General features: G+C 74.8%; 13 protein-coding genes and 2 pseudogenes. 4 read left to right on the forward strand and 11 right to left on the reverse strand.

All coding sequences use genetic code 11. The annotated features are described in order from the left end of the window. From AWW66_RS34935 to AWW66_RS21930, 4 genes and pseudogenes are all read right to left on the reverse strand, one after another. Window positions 1-624: pseudogene (locus AWW66_RS34935) on the reverse strand (hypothetical protein); the annotation flags it as partial. Window positions 625-831: 207 nt separating this feature from the next. Beyond that, window positions 832-1,836 (reverse strand): glycine betaine ABC transporter substrate-binding protein, encoded by a 1,005-nt coding sequence (locus tag AWW66_RS21920; RefSeq protein ID WP_067369666.1) that lies wholly within the window; start codon window positions 1,834-1,836, stop codon window positions 832-834. 252 nt (window positions 1,837-2,088) lie between these two features. Beyond that, window positions 2,089-2,811 carry an ABC transporter permease gene (locus AWW66_RS21925; RefSeq protein WP_067369669.1) on the reverse strand — a complete coding sequence of 241 codons (723 nt, stop codon included), beginning with the start codon at window positions 2,809-2,811 and terminating at the stop codon, window positions 2,089-2,091. A gap of 115 nt (window positions 2,812-2,926) precedes the next feature. Beyond that, a complete protein-coding gene (locus AWW66_RS21930; RefSeq protein ID WP_067369671.1) occupies window positions 2,927-3,613 on the reverse strand; it encodes an ABC transporter permease in 687 nt (228 codons plus the stop codon). 2 nt (window positions 3,614-3,615) lie between these two features. Between AWW66_RS21930 and AWW66_RS21935 the strand changes: the two genes are divergently transcribed. Beyond that, the gene (locus tag AWW66_RS21935) at window positions 3,616-4,632 is read left to right on the forward strand and encodes an ABC transporter ATP-binding protein (protein WP_396890533.1); all 1,017 of its coding nucleotides are present in this window, start codon (window positions 3,616-3,618) and stop codon (window positions 4,630-4,632) included. 42 nt (window positions 4,633-4,674) lie between these two features. On the opposite strand, the gene AWW66_RS21940 is transcribed toward AWW66_RS21935, so the two are convergent. The 7 genes and pseudogenes from AWW66_RS21940 to folP form a co-directional block, all read right to left on the reverse strand. After that, window positions 4,675-5,169 (reverse strand): hypothetical protein, encoded by a 495-nt coding sequence (locus AWW66_RS21940; RefSeq protein ID WP_067369674.1) that lies wholly within the window; start codon window positions 5,167-5,169, stop codon window positions 4,675-4,677. Window positions 5,170-5,239: 70 nt separating this feature from the next. After that, window positions 5,240-5,548 (reverse strand): hypothetical protein, encoded by a 309-nt coding sequence (locus AWW66_RS21945; protein WP_067369677.1) that lies wholly within the window; start codon window positions 5,546-5,548, stop codon window positions 5,240-5,242. A 330-nt stretch (window positions 5,549-5,878) separates the two neighbouring features. Then, window positions 5,879-7,063: pseudogene (locus AWW66_RS21950) on the reverse strand (ABC transporter permease); the annotation flags it as partial. A 115-nt stretch (window positions 7,064-7,178) separates the two neighbouring features. After that, window positions 7,179-7,664 carry a DUF3180 domain-containing protein gene (locus tag AWW66_RS21955; protein WP_396890532.1) on the reverse strand — a complete coding sequence of 162 codons (486 nt, stop codon included), beginning with the start codon at window positions 7,662-7,664 and terminating at the stop codon, window positions 7,179-7,181. Window positions 7,665-7,728: 64 nt separating this feature from the next. Continuing rightward, the gene (gene folK / locus AWW66_RS21960) at window positions 7,729-8,256 is read right to left on the reverse strand and encodes a 2-amino-4-hydroxy-6-hydroxymethyldihydropteridine diphosphokinase (RefSeq protein ID WP_067369687.1); all 528 of its coding nucleotides are present in this window, start codon (window positions 8,254-8,256) and stop codon (window positions 7,729-7,731) included. After that, on the reverse strand, window positions 8,253-8,648 hold the full coding sequence (folB, locus tag AWW66_RS21965) for a dihydroneopterin aldolase (protein ID WP_067369731.1): 396 nt from the start codon (window positions 8,646-8,648) through the stop codon (window positions 8,253-8,255). The genes folK and folB overlap by 4 nt, the downstream gene beginning before the upstream one ends. Further along, entirely contained in the window at window positions 8,645-9,676 is a 1,032-nt protein-coding gene (gene folP, locus AWW66_RS21970; RefSeq protein ID WP_083978738.1) for a dihydropteroate synthase, read from the reverse strand. The genes folB and folP overlap by 4 nt, the downstream gene beginning before the upstream one ends. A gap of 355 nt (window positions 9,677-10,031) precedes the next feature. On the opposite strand from folP, the gene AWW66_RS21975 reads away from it, so the two are divergent. The 3 genes from AWW66_RS21975 to AWW66_RS21985 are packed head-to-tail and all read left to right on the forward strand — an operon-like array spanning window position 10,032 to window position 14,326. Then, window positions 10,032-10,352: a hypothetical protein gene (locus AWW66_RS21975; RefSeq protein WP_067369690.1), complete on the forward strand. Its 321-nt coding sequence runs from the start codon at window positions 10,032-10,034 to the stop codon at window positions 10,350-10,352. A gap of 13 nt (window positions 10,353-10,365) precedes the next feature. Then, complete coding sequence (locus AWW66_RS21980) at window positions 10,366-10,728, forward strand: hypothetical protein (RefSeq protein ID WP_067369692.1); 363 nt, start codon at window positions 10,366-10,368, stop codon at window positions 10,726-10,728. A 49-nt stretch (window positions 10,729-10,777) separates the two neighbouring features. Continuing rightward, window positions 10,778-14,326 (forward strand): ATP-binding protein, encoded by a 3,549-nt coding sequence (locus AWW66_RS21985; RefSeq protein WP_067369695.1) that lies wholly within the window; start codon window positions 10,778-10,780, stop codon window positions 14,324-14,326. Window position 14,327 lies beyond the last annotated feature (1 nt).

Genomic DNA, 14,327 nt, shown 5'->3' on the forward strand with positions numbered 1-14,327 from the left:
ACCGGCGGGCTCGTCGGGCTCGGGCGTCTCCGGCGCCTCGGGCGTCCGCGCCCATCCGGCCGGCTCCTCGGCCTCGGCCGGCACCGACGCCCGCGCCCACCCGGCCCCCTCGTCGGGCTCCCGGTCGGGCGTGGCGCGGACCGGCGGCACCGGCACGCTGGCCTTGCCGGCCGGAGCCTCCTCGGCCGGCCCGGGGACCGGTACCCGGGCACGGCCGGCACCGGCCGGCTGCTCCTCCTCGACGGACGGGGTGGTGGTCGTGTCGAGCCGGTGCCGCAACGCGGCCACCGCCTCCTGGGCCCGCTGCGACTGGTCCAGCGCCTGGTTGCCGCGCTGGGCCGCGGCGACGATCTCGCTGCGCAGTTCCCGGCGCAGTTCCTCGATCTCCTCGTGCACCTCGTCGGGATCGGCGGAGCCGGAGCCGGGGTCGGTGCGTAACGCGACCGAGAGCCCGATCAGCACCACCGACCCGATGGCGAGCACCGCCGCGAAGCGCAGCGGACCGTTGGTGTCGGCGACCAGCAGGATCAGCGCGGCGATCGGCGCCAACCCCACGCCGCCCCAGAAGAGGGCGGTCAACAGGGAGGGGGTACGCCGATCGGTGGCGGAAACCGGAGCGGGCATGGCTGTGGAGCCTACGAGATGACAGCGGGTAATGGAACGGCGGCGGACAACTCCGTCGAAACTCGCGAAGAGGCCCCAACCAGCCAGGACTGTCGGCTCGTGACGAGCGTCACGGTCGCTCGACCGGGTCACCGGTGGACACGCCGACGGGGGTGTCCCCAGGTCGGAGACACCCCCGTCACGGGAGCGGTGCGGTGGTACCGGCGGTCAGCCCGCCGCGTACGCGCTGTCGGAGGAGAAGATCAGCCCGACGCTGATGGTGGCGGTACGCAGGCCGGTCTTGGTCAGCGGGCCGCCCTGGTCCAGCGAGGAGAACGAGCCGACGGAGAGCCCGTAGGTCTTCTCCAGCCCCGGCTTGCAGAACGGGCGCTCCTGGCACTCCGGCGGGCCCCCCAGCACCGTCGCCGTACCCGAGCACTTCTCGGCCAACTCGGAGAGGGTCCGGACGCCGTACTTGTCGGCGAAGGCCTGGGTGACCGCGAAGGCGTTCTGGTTCTGTGCGGTGGAGGCGGCGCCGAAGGTGAGCCCGGCCTTCTCACCGAGGCCGGTGAGCGCCTGCGTGGTCGCCGCCACGTCCGGCGAGGAGACCGGCGCGGCATCCTTGCCGTTGACCTTGGCGTTGAGGAACTCGGCCATGGTCGCGGCGTACTCGGGCACCACCTGGATCTCGCCCTTCTCCAGGGCCGGCTCGTAGAGCTCCCGGTTGCCGATGGTCTGCACCGTGACGTCGTACCCCGCGGCGGTGAGCACGATCCGGTACAGCTCGCCGATGGTCTGGCTCTCGGCGAAGTTGCCGGCCCCGACCACGATCTTGCCGCCCGGCCCCTTGTCGACGCCGGCGGTCAGGCCGTTGCCGGCGGCGAACTCCTCGGCGGCCACCTTCGAGGACTTCCGGTCCACGTCGACGGCCTTGTTGAGCTGGATCAGCTTCTCCGTGTCGAGCGCCGCGGAGACCTTGTCCAGCGCGGCCACCACCTGCGGCGCCGCCGCCTTGGTGTTAATCGCGGGGAGGATGTTGTCGGCGTTCTGGAGCTTCTTGTCGTCCTCCAGCGCGATCAACTGCTCACCGGCGACCGGAGCGCAGCCCTCCCCCGACGCCTGCTGCTGCGGGGCCTCGGTGCCGGAGGAGCCGGCGTCACCGCACCCGGTGAGGAGACCGGCCGCCGCCAGGGCGCCCACCGCCCCGATGGCCAGTCGTGTACGCGCACGCATGAGTGCCCGCCTTCCGTGTCCCGGCGCGACCCTGTCGGGCCGGCCGCGTGTCCGACGGGCGAACCCTGTCACCCCCGCCCGTGTCCCCAGCCAACATCCTCGGACGGGGGTACGACAAACCGGTGGCCGGGTTTGTCACCGGATCGTCACCGAGCCGACCCGGACCCGCCGTCCGGCCCCGACGGGCACCCGACCGCGCCCGCGCCGGTGGCCCGCCAGCGCCCCGGCCGGGTGGCCGAACGGGCGCGCAGGTCAGCCGCCGGTGACCGCGTTCCCGGCCCGGCGGGCGGCGCGGCGGCGGGCCGGGCGCAGCGGTCGGGGGGTGACCAGCCGCTCGGCACCCGCCAGGAGCACCTCGGCCAGCAGGGCGAGCCCGGCGACCAGGAGCCCACCCGCCAGGATCTGACCGCCACCGGCGGCGATGCTCAGCCCGAACCCGGACCGGATGATCTCCCCCAGCCCACCACCGTTGACGAAGGTGGCGAGCGCCGCGGTGGCGATCACCTGCACCGTCGCGGTACGGAACCCGGCGGCCAGGTACGGCACCGCGAGCGGCAACTCCACCCGGCGGAGCACCTGCCCGCCGGAGAGCCCCATCCCCCGGGCCGCGTCCCGGGTCTCCGGGTCGACCTGCCGCACCCCGGTGTACGCGTTCGCGAGCAGCGGCGGCACCGCGAAGACGGCCAGCGCCACCACCACGGCGGGACGTCCGAAGCCGAGGAAGGTCAACGGGAGGATGGTCAGCAGCGCCAGCGTCGGTACCGCGAGCGTGACGTTGGAGACCAGCAGGACCAGCCCGCCGCCCCGGCCGCTGTGCCCGAGCCAGAGCCCCAGCGGCCAGGCCACCAGGCAGCCCAGCGCCACGGCGGCGGCGGACATGCTCAGGTGCTCACCGAGCCGGTCCATGATCCCGCCCGGGTTGGTCCAGTTCAACGGGTCGTTGAGCCACACCACCGCCTGCTCGATCGCGCTCACCGGCCGCCCTCCCGCTCGCCGCGCCCCACCCGGCCCGCGCCGGCCACCGCGCCCGTCCCGCGTCCCCGGCCCGTCTCCCGGGTCCGGCCCCTGTCCCGCGTCCGGCCCGCGCCGGTCACCCGGCCCGCCTCGCCGCCCACGGGGTGAGCAGCCGCCCCACCCCGGCCAGGACCAGGTCGGCCAGGAGCGCGAGCAGGACGCAGAGCAGCGTGGCGGTCATGATCTGCGCCTTGTAGAAGTTGTTCTGGAAGCCGGCGAAGATGAGCTGCCCGAGCCCGCCCCGGCCGACCACGACCCCCACCGTGACCAGCGCCACCGTCGAGACGGTGGCGAGCCGGAGCCCGGTGACGATGCCGGGCAGCGCCAACGGCAGCTCGATCCGGAACAGTCGGCCCCAGCGGCCGTACCCCATCCCCTCGGCCGCCTCGCGGACCTCCGGCGGCACCTGGTTGAGCCCGGCCACCGCGTTGCGGACGATCACCAGCAGCGCGTACAGGACCACCACGCTGAGCACGGTGAGCGCGCCGATGCCCAGGTACGGGGCGAGGAAGGCGAACAGCGCCAGCGACGGGACCGTGTAGAGGACCCCGGTGAACGCGACGATCGGCCCGGCGAGCGGGCGGACCCAGTACGCCACCACGGCCAACGGCAGCCCGACCAGGGCGGCGATCACCACCGCGCGGACGGTCAGCCAGGTGTGGTCCCCCAGGGCGGAGAGGATCGTGTCAGAGTTGTCCCGCACATACTGCCAGGAGAACCACGGGTTGCCCGGGTCGGCCCGGTAGCTCAGGCGGAGGGACATACGTGGACCGTACCTTGAACGCCCCTGCCGACGCGGGGCACGATCCGGCCGCCGACCGGCCCGGCGCGGCCCGCATCCGCCTGGAGGGCATCCGCAAGCGGTACCCGGACGGCACCGAGGCGGTCCGCGAGCTGAGCCTGGAGATCGCCGCCGGTGAGCTGGTGGTGCTGATCGGCCCCTCGGGCTGCGGCAAGTCCACCGTGCTGCGGATGATCAATCGGCTGATCGAGCCGAGCGGCGGCCGGATCCTGCTCGGCGACACCGACGTCACCCACGCCGACCCGGTCGAGCTGCGCCGCCGGATCGGGTACGTGATCCAGAACGTCGGCCTCTTCCCGCACCAGACGGTCGCCACCAACGTCGGTACGGTGCCCCGGCTGCTCGGCTGGCCGAAGGAGCGGACCCGGCGCCGGGTGGACGAACTGCTCGACGTGGTCGGCCTGGACCCGGCGCAGTTCGGCCGTCGGTACCCGCACGAGCTCTCCGGCGGGCAGCGGCAGCGGGTCGGGGTGGCCCGCGCGCTCGCCGCCGACCCGGTGGTGCTGCTGATGGACGAGCCGTTCTCGGCGGTCGACCCGATCGTGCGGACCCGGTTGCAGGAGGAGTTCCTCCGGTTGCAGGCCGAGGTCCGCAAGACCATCGTGCTGGTCACCCACGACCTGGACGAGGCGGTCCGGCTCGGCGACCGGATCGCGGTGCTCTCCGAGGGTGGCCGGCTGGAGCAGTACGACACCCCGGCGGCGCTGCTCGGCGCGCCCGCCACCCCGTTCGTCCGGGAGTTCGTCGGTGCCGACCGGGGCATCCGCCGGCTCGCCGTCACCCCGGTCGCCCGGGAGACGCTGGACCCGCTGCCGGCCGACGGCGCCGACCTGCCGACGGTGGCGCTGGGCAGTTCGGCGTACGACGCGCTGGCCGTGATGCTCGCCGCCGCCGTGGACCGGGTACTGGTCAGCGAGGACGGTCGGCCGGTGGGCACGCTCACCCGGCACCGGCTGCTCACCCCCGAGCCGCCGGCCTGACCACCCGCCCCGGGCCCGCCCGGTCCCGGCCGGCGGGTGGGCTCAGGCGCGACCGCCGAGGCTGGCGGCGCCGATGATCCAGCCGGCGAAGAACCCGTACGTGACCCCGGTGCCGGTGGCCTGGAAGGCGACCGCCAACGCCGCGTCCGGCCCGAGGAACGAGCCGAGGAACGCGGCGAACCCGCTGGCCAGGACGTATGCCGCCCAGCCGGTGAAGAACTGACCGACCCCCGGCCCCCGGGCCGGCTGGCTGGCGGACAGCAGGTGGAGGAAGCCGGCGGCCAGCAGGACCAGCAGGATCGCCGTGACGTCGGCCGCGCCCACCCCGGAGCCCTCACCGACCCCGAACCGCCACGCCGGCCAGGCGAGCAGGCGCAGGAACCACCCGCCGGCCCCGGTCGGGTCGGTGTTCGCCGCGGCCCAGTCCACGTACGCCGGACTGCCGCAGACCGCGACCAGGACGACGGCGGCGAACGACCCCGTACCCACCGCGCGCCCGTGGCTCCGGCCGGTCCCGGCACTGTTGGTGACAGCCATGACGTGCTCAGTTCCCGGGCCGCCCCGCCGGGCAAACCCGGCGTGAGCTGGTCGCCTGACGCGCCAACGGCTAGTGCTTCAGCAGGTAGTCGATGAACGCCGCGCGCAGCAGCGGAGCCGTCTCGTCGTACCCGTGACCGGTCAGCTCCCGCCAGAGGGCGACCGCCTCGTCGATGGTCGGCCCGACCGAGTTGGGCGCCCCGTCCAACGCCGCGGCCTCGTCGGCGTTCGGCAGGCGCCGCAGCACGGACCAGAAGAAGCGCACGTCGCGGCGTTCCCGGGCCAGCGCGAACGCCTGCTCGCGCAGTTCCTCAGTGGACAGGGCGTCGAGCTCGTCGAAGGAGCGACCTCCGCTGCCGGCGGCTGGTGTCTCGGTCATGCTGCCGAGCCTAACCGGCGAGATCATCGCCCGCCCGGTGGATGCGACGGCCGCCGCCGCCCGCACCGGCAGCCGGGCCCGCTCCGGGCCGGGCGCTCACCGGTCGTCCCGGGTCTCCCAACGGGGCGGGTCGTCCCGGGTCTCCCAGCGCCCGGACCGCTCGTCGCCCGCGCCCCACCGGGGGGAAGCGTCGTCGTCCGCCCTCCAGCGGGGCGACCGGTCGCCACCGACCTGCCAGCGGGGCGAGGCGTCGCCGCCGGCCTCCCACCGGGGCGTACGGTCACCACCGGGAGCCCAGCGGGGAGGATCGTCGCCACCGGCCGCCCGGCGGTGGGGCCGCTCGTCCCAGCCGGGGCCCGCCCACGGGTCGACCGGGTGCGGCGGTGGATCGGTCGGCAGCGCCGGCGGGCTCCAGGTGTCGACCGGCCGGGAGCGGGGCGCCGACCAACCCGAGCTGATCGTCCCGTCGCCGGAGACCGGCCGGTCGGCCACCTCCACCTCCGTGCTCCGGGGTCGCCCGAACGTCTCGACCAACCGGGTGACCAGCAGCCCGATCGCCAGGGCCACCCCGCCGACCGCCCACGGGCTGACCACCCAGCCACGGGCCTGGGCCCACGCCAGGAAGAGCGCCACCAGGCTGACCGCGAAGAGGGTGCCGAAGATCCCGCCCCGCCGCCCGTACGCGCTGGTCCCGGCGAGCAGCGCCGTGCCGACCGCCAGCACGGTGCCGTCCAGCCCGGTGCCCGGGGCCACCGGAGCGGTCGCCTCGGCGGCCAGGAGCGTACCCGCCAGCATGGCCAGCACGGTGGAACTGACCAGGGCGAACGCGGTCAGCACCGCCGCCACCGGGCCCTGCGGCAGGGCGGGGTCACCGACCGGTCGGGAGCGACCGACGAGCCGACGGACCGCCCGGATCGCCCCGAAGAGCCCACCGAGGACCGCGAGCGCCGCGAAGCCGGCGAAGAGGTGGAGCGCGGCCCGCCCGGGATCGTGGTCGCCCTGCACGACGACCGGGGCCGCCCGCTGTTCGATGTACACGATCACGCCCGCCGCCCCGGCGAGACTCGCCGCCCAGCTCGGCACGTGCAGCACCACCACGACCAGCGCCAGCACCAGCCCGCCGAGCGCGGCGACCAGGGTGGCCGGGCCGACCACCGCCGGCACGCTGCGCTCGCTCTGCTCGGCGAAGTGCAGCGCGGCGGCCACCGCCACCGGGCCGACGGCGAGGTTGACCGCGGCGGTGCGCAGGCTCAGCCCGGCGGCGACGGTGAGCAGCCCGAGCGCCACCAGGTCGATGAGCAGGTCCCGCAGCCCGGCGCCGCGCAACGTCGCCGGCTGGGTGCGCCAGAGCAGGTACGCCAGGACCACCGCCCCGGCCAGGAGCACCACCTCCCAGGCGAGGTGGACGCCGATCCGGTCGTGTCCGGCCGCGCCGGGCTCCGGGTCGTCGGGGTTCGCCGGCAGGTCCACAGGGGTCCCCGCCGGTTCCGTGCGGGTCGGTTCGTCGTACCCCATGACGCGCGCCTCCCACGGTGCCCGGTGGTCCGCACTCCCACGCGGCGGACCGGTGGCGGCCGGTGTCGCCAGGCGACGGTACCCGGCGGCCCACCCGGCTGTTAACCCCCGTCGATCAGCGCGGCCCCGGTTGCTCCTCCCGCGCGCCGGGCCCACGGTCGTCGTCCGGCCGCTCCGGCACGCGGCAGGACCGCTCCAGCCAGAGCGCCGCCAGCACCAGGGCCAGGCTGGCGAGCAGCCCCGCCCCGGCGGCCGGCCGGTCGTCGATGGCGGCGTTGGTGCGCTCGACGAACAGCCAGGCCGTCACCCCGGCGTAGCCACCGGCGAAGATCGCGCCGGCCAGCGCGGACGCCTTCGCCAGCACCACGAACCGGGCCACCAGCAAGGGGTTGACCGGCTCCCGGCCCGGCTTGCGCTCGATCCGACCCCGGGTGTTGACCGCCGCGTACCCCTCCAGCACGGCCAGGGTGGCGAGCGTGATCACCGGCAGCCAGGGCAGCTCGGGCAGGGTCCGGTAGTACAGACTGCTGATCAGCAGCCAGGCGACCGCTGCGGCGCCGAGCCCGGCCACGACCAGGGTGGAGATCCTGGTGGGACCCATCCTGGACCGGTCCGCCCCGCCCGGCGGTGGGGACTGTGCTGTCATGCCGGCCGGCTCCGCTGGGTCATGTCGTCGACTCTATCCCCAGATCGGGGCGGGGACGCACCGCAAGCGCGTCCCCGGCCGCCGGCCCGGTGTTGAGCAGGTCGGTCAGCCAGCCGTGGCCGGGCAGCCGCCCGTACGGCTGGATGTCGATCCACGGCCGCAGCACGAACGCCCGCAGGTGCGCCCGGGGGTGCGGCAACGTCAGCTCGGGATCGGCGCTGAGCACCGGTTCGTCGTCGTCGCCCCAGACCGCGACGACGTCGACGTCGAGGGTCCGGGGGCCGTACCGGCGGGCCGGGTCCCGGGTCCGGCCGGCGGCCCGCTCGGCCGCGTGGGCCCGGTCCAGCCAGTCCCGGGCGGTCGCGGTGGGATCGGCCGCGAGCAGCACCGCGTTCAGGTACGCCGGCTGGTCCTCGTCCCCCCACGGTGGAGTCTCGTAGACCCCGGAGACCAGGAGCACGGCGTCGCCGAGGGTCGCCACCGCCGTCCGCAGGTGGGCGAGCCGGTCGCCGAGGTTGCTGCCGAGTGACAGCACCGCCCGGCTCACCGGGCGGCCCGGTCGTCCGGCCGGTGACCGGGGTCGCGGTGCCGGGTCAGGGTCACCGCGACGTCGGTGAAGGCGTGCGGCACCGGGGCCTGCGGCTTGTGCACGGTGACCGTGGCGGTGACCACCCGGGGGTCGGCCAGGCAGACGTCGAGGAGCCGGTCGGCGAGGGTCTCGATCAGGTTCACCGGCTCGCCGGTCACCACCGCGACCAGCCCGTCGGCCAGTTCGCCGTAGTGCACGGTGTCCGCCACGTCGTCGGTCCGCGCCGCCGGGGCCAGGTCCATGTGGAGCACCGCGTCGACGACGAAGTCCTGACCCTGGACGCGCTCGAAGTCGTACACCCCGTGCCGGCCGTGCGCGCGCAGGCCGGTGAGCGTGATCGTGCCGGTCACCGGCCCGCCCTCCCCGCCTCGGCGGGCGGGTACGCCCCGGCCGCGGCGCCGCCTCGCGGCGTACCGGTCGCCGCGCCGCGCCACGGCGTACCGGTGGCCGCGCCGACCGCCGGGCCATGCCCGTCGGGCGGGCCATGCCCGTCGGGCGGGCCATGCCCGTCGGGCGGGCCCGGGTACGGCGGGACGGTCGGGACGAGCCGGGGCCGGCCGGTGGCCCGCCAGACCGCCAGCGCGTCCACGGTCCCCCGGACGTCGTGCACCCGTACCCCCCAGGCCCCGGCCGCCACGGCGAGCACGCTGGTGGCGACAGTCGCCGCCGCCCGACCGTCGGTCGCCCGGGGCTGCCCCGCCGGATCGGCGAGCAACCGGCCCAGGTACGACTTGCGGCTCGCCCCGAACAGCAGCGGGTGGCCGAGGTCGAGCAGTTCGGGCAGGCGGGCGCTGAGCTCCCAGTTGTGCTCGGCGGTCTTGGCGAACCCGAGCCCCGGGTCGACGATGATCCGGTCGGCGGCCACCCCGGCGCGCAGCGCGTCGTCGACCCGGTGCGCCAGTTCGGCCCGCACGTCGGCGACCACGTCGGTGTAGCGGGCCAGGTCCCGCATCCGCCGCGAGTGGCCCCGCCAGTGCATCAGCACCCAGGGGCAGCCGGCGTCCCGAACCACCCGGGCCATGTCCGGATCGGCCAGCCCGCCGGAGACGTCGTTGACCACGTCCGCCCCGGCGGCCAGCACCGCCTCGGCGACCCGGGCCCGGGTGGTGTCGATACTGACCGGCACCCCGGCCGCGGTCAGCTCCCGGACGACCGGGAGCACCCGGGCCACCTCGGTCTCGGCGTCCACCCGGTCCGCGCCCGGACGGGTCGACTCGCCGCCGACGTCGACCAGGTGGGCCCCGTCGGAGTGGAGCCGCACACCGTGTGCGACGGCCGCGTCGACATCGGCGTACCGGCCGCCGTCGGAGAAGGAGTCGGGCGTGACGTTGAGGACCCCCATCACCACGGGGTCCTGCGCCTGTACCAGATCGGTCACGACTCGACGGTACCGGTCGACCCGAGCGGCTCCGGCAGCCCGGGGTGGGCCCGCACCGACACGCCCTGACATGGCTTTTAGAACAGGTGTACGATGGGTCGTTCGGGTCCGATCGGGTCGACTCTTCGCGGCTTGTCGCAAAGGAGGGCGGCCCGTACGCTTTGGAATTGCCCAGCAGCGAGACGGCGAAGCCCGGAGGGAGGGTCGAAGCGGGAGCAAACCGCCCAAAGTTCGCCACTCTCCGTGGTGAACGATCCACGCAGGGTCCACGACGCTGCGCGCAGCGACCATCGTTCCCGCCCGGCACAACCACCGCACCGCCGCGGCACGCCGGCCGCGATTTGGGGAGGTTCCAGTGATCGCCATCGAGCTCTTGGAGACGGCGTCCTCCGGCGTCGCCCAGACGCTCCACGCTTTGGCGTCGATCCCACTCGCCGCACCCGAGCCGGCGCCCAAGGGCATCGACACCGAGGGTGTCGTCGGCTTCTTCGCCAGCAAGATCGCACCGATCCTGCTGGCCGTGCTCGGCGTCATCTTCATCGGGCGAGCCAGCCGGGGCGAGATCTCCAAGGTGCTGACCAGCTCCGCCATCGCGATCGTCGGGCTGGCGTTCATCGCCGGCGCCGCCACGCTCTTCTTCGTCGGTGATTACCTGATCGACCTGATCTTCGAATAGGCGCGGGCACGACATGCGGCTGCGCACCGACGACGACATCTACCGGGCCCGCCTGGTCTACCTCGGGCCGCCCGGATACACCCTTCCCGTTCACCTGCCGTACGCCCAGTACGGCCTCTTCATGCTGCTCGTTCCCCTCTACATGTTCATCCACTGGTTGTTCACGTTCACCGTCGAGCTCTTCCCGGCCTGGGAGATCGCGCTCGCGATCGTGACCACCTCGTTCATCTTCCGGTACGTCGATCCGGACCGGCCGGCGCGCATGGTGATCCGCACCGCGCTGACCGACTGGCGGCGGACCCGGGAGCCGGCCGCCGAGCAGCGCGATCCTCGCCTGGTCGCGAGCCGGATCAGGATCCGGGAGGAGCTGGCATGACCGGGCGTACGCCGTCACGGCGGTCGAACGAAGCGGGTGAGGCAGCAGCATGAACCGCCCCTCCACGCCGGGCTACCCGGCCGGACACCGCGCCGCACCAGCCGGTAACCGTGCGCGATCGTTCGACTACCAGCCCACCGAGGAACTGGACGAGCCGACCCTCGACCCGGCCCTGGCGACCAGCCCCGGGCAGGGCGGTGTCGGCGTCTTCCAGGCCCCCCGCCCCACGCCCCAGCGCGCCCCGCGCCCCTCGGCCGAGCCGGCCCCGCCGGTCGCCGACGCGGACATCGACTCGCCATTCCTCGACCTGTTCGGCGCCACCCGACCCCGGCTGCCCCGGGCGGCCATCGCCGGCCCCGGGCGCGTGGTCGAGCGGGAGCAGCCGCCCGCCCTCGCCGGGCCGGGCCGGGTGGTCGAGCGCGAACAGCCACCCGCCCTCGCCGGGCCGGGCCGCGTCGTCGACCGGGAGCACCCGCCGGTCATCCCGCACCAGCCCACCGCTGCGGCGGCCCCGGCCGAGCCCGGCGGCCCGCCGGCCACCGGCCGGCCCGTCGCCGACCTGCCACCGCCGCCCGTCATCGAGACCTTCACGGTGGCCGAGCCGGCCGCGGCACCGGCCACCCCCCGGGTCCCGCACCAGGTCGGGGACCGGTTGCCCAGCCCGCGCCCACCGGCGGCCCCGCCCACCCTGTCGCCGACCGGCGACGACGTCGGGCCGGAGCGACGGACCGACATCCCCACGGCCCGGGACCGCTCGGCGGCTGCCGGCCCCCCTGCCCACCCGACGCCCGGCCCCGGCCTCCGGGAGGCGGCCAGCGCCACCTACCGGGAGGCACCCGCCGGCAGCCTCCGCGAGACGTCCGCCGTGCCGTACCGCGAGGTGCCCGCCGTCCCACCGGCGGGGGCTCCGCCGGCCGAGGCCGTACCGCCCGCCACCCGTGAGGTGACCCCGCCCCGGCAGCGCTCCGCCGGGGAGCCGGCCCGCGCGCCGGAGCGGCGGGACCGGCCGATCAAGCCCCGCCGGATCAAGCCTCCGAAGATCAAGTTCGGCGACCGCGACCCGGCCGCCGAACTGGCGATCACCGAGATCGCCGGGCACCTGACCTTCACCCCGAACACCGTCACCGCCTGGTACTGGCTGCCCGAGGTGCGCTGGGCCTTCCGGCCCGACGCCGAACGCGAGGCCCTGCTCTCCGCGATCTCGGAGCAGTACGCCGGCCTGGCCGGTTTCCGGCTGCACCTGCGGCGCACCACCCGGCCGTTCCCCGCCGACGAGTGGGCCCGCACCATCGACACGCACACCGCGTCCCCGCTGCCCGACGTGGCGGGCACCCCCGGCTGGGCCGACCACCTGGTGGCCGCGCAGCGGCACCTGCTCTCGGTGAACCACGCCGAGGGGCAGACCTACCTCGGGGTCACCTTCGCCCGCCGGTCACTCGGCGACTCCCTCACCGAACGGCTGCTGAGCGCCTTCGGCCGGGGCGTGGCCGAGGGGGAACGCCGCCGGCTCGGCCGCACCGTCGAGCAGTTCGACGAGGTGCTGGGCGCGTTCGGCATGCGCGGCCGACGGGTCACCACCCAGGAGTTGGAGTGGCTGCTCTACCGCTCGGTGGCGCTCTGCATGGCACCCCCGGGCGCCCTCTCCCCGATCACCGACGGCCGGTGGGAACGCGGCGACCTGCTCGCCCTCACCGAGCAGGTGGAGCGGTACCGCACCCCGTACGGCTCGACCGTGAAGCTGGTCAACCGGATGACCGGCGAGGAACGGCACGTGGCCGTGCTGGCGGTCGGACGGATGGAGCCGCTGGAGATCCCCGAGCGGCACGAGCCGTGGCTGCACTTCCACGAGCGGCTGCCGTGGCCGATGGAGATCTCCACCCGGGTCGACATCCTGGGCTCCGCCGACTCCTTCCGCAACCTCGAACACCGGCTGCGGATGATCCGGTCCCAGCAGCTCGACTACGCCGAGCACGGCATCGACGCCCCGCCGGAGCTGGAGCGGCTGGCGAAGCGGGCCCTGGTGATCGGCGACGAGATGACCACCGGCCTGCCGGTGGACTCGGCCCGCGCGCACGGCTGGCACCGGATCGCCGTCGGCGGCCGGACCCGCGAGGAGTGCCTGGAGCGTGCCCGCCGGCTGATCCAGCTCTACTCCCGGGAGCTGCGGGTCTCCCTGCAGCACCCGAAGAACCAGGACTGGCTGGCCCGCGAGTTCATCCCCGGCGAGCCGATCGCCAACACCGGCTACGTCCGGCGGATGCCGGTCAACCTGCTCGCCGCCGCCCTGCCCCAGGCCGCCTCCACGGTCGGCGACCGGCGGGGCGACCTCATCGGCCGGACCGCCGGCACCTGCCGTCGTCCGGTCTTCCTCGACCTGCACTTCCCGATGGAGGTCCGGGAACGCTCCGGGCTCGCCGTCTTCGTCGCCGAGCCCGGCGGTGGCAAGTCGACCCTGCTCGGCGCGCTCGGCTACCTCGCCGCCCGACGCGGGGTCCAGGTGACCCTGCTCGACCCGTCCGGCCCGCTGGCCCGGCTCTGCGCGATGCCCGAACTGCGGCCGTACGCCCGGGTGCTGAACCTGACCGGCTCCGAGCACGGCACCCTCGCGCCGTACTCGCTGATCCCGACGCCGCTACGCAGCGAGTTCGCCGCTGGCGCGGGCGGCGACCGGGAGTACGAGATCGCCGTCTCCAACGCCCGGGCCGAACGCCGGATGCTGGTCCAGGACATCTGCATGATGCTGGTGCCGCCGCAGGTGGCCCGGGAGGCCTCCACCGCCACCCTGTTCCGGCACGCCGCCCGCCAGGTGCCGGCCGAGGAGACCTCCACCCTCGACGACGTGGTGAGCTGTCTCGGCCAGCTCGACGACGACGCCGGACGGGAACTGGCCAACCTGCTGCTGGACACCGCCGAGATGCCCCTGGCGATGCTCTTCTTCGGCCGGCCGCCGGAGGGCCTGCTCGGCCCGGACGCCGCGCTGACCGTCATCACCATGGCCGGCCTGCGGCTCCCCGACCTCAAGATCGAACGTGAGTACTGGTCGGCGGAGGAGGCCCTCGCCCTGCCGATGCTGCACACCGCACACCGGCTGGCCGTGCGGCGCTGCTACGGCGGCTCCATGTCGTCCCGCAAGCTGGTCGGCCTGGACGAGGCGCACTTCATGGAGGGCTGGCGCTCCGGGCGGTCCTTCCTGGTGCGACTCGCCCGCGACTCCCGCAAGTGGAACCTCGCCGCCCTCGTCGCCTCGCAGAACCCACGGGACATCCTCGGCCTCGACGTGCAGAACCTGGTCTCCACCGTGTTCGTCGGCCGGATCGCCGAGGACGCCGAGATCGCCACCGAGGCGCTGCGTCTGCTGCGGGTCCCGGTCAACGACGGGTACGAGGCCACCCTCGCCTCGCTGTCGACCGCCGACGCGACCTCGGCCGCCCGGCTCGGGTTCCGGGAGTTCGTGATGCGCGACGTCGACGGCCGGGTGCAGAAGGTCCGGGTGGACGTCTCGTACGTCGAGGGTCTGCTCGACCACCTCGACACCACACCGACGGCCGTCGCCGCCGGCGGGAACCTACCCACCGTCCTGTCTGACCTGGAGGCGTGAC

This window comes from Micromonospora rosaria (genome assembly GCF_001567585.1).
In the GTDB taxonomy this organism is placed as follows: domain Bacteria; phylum Actinomycetota; class Actinomycetes; order Mycobacteriales; family Micromonosporaceae; genus Micromonospora; species Micromonospora rosaria.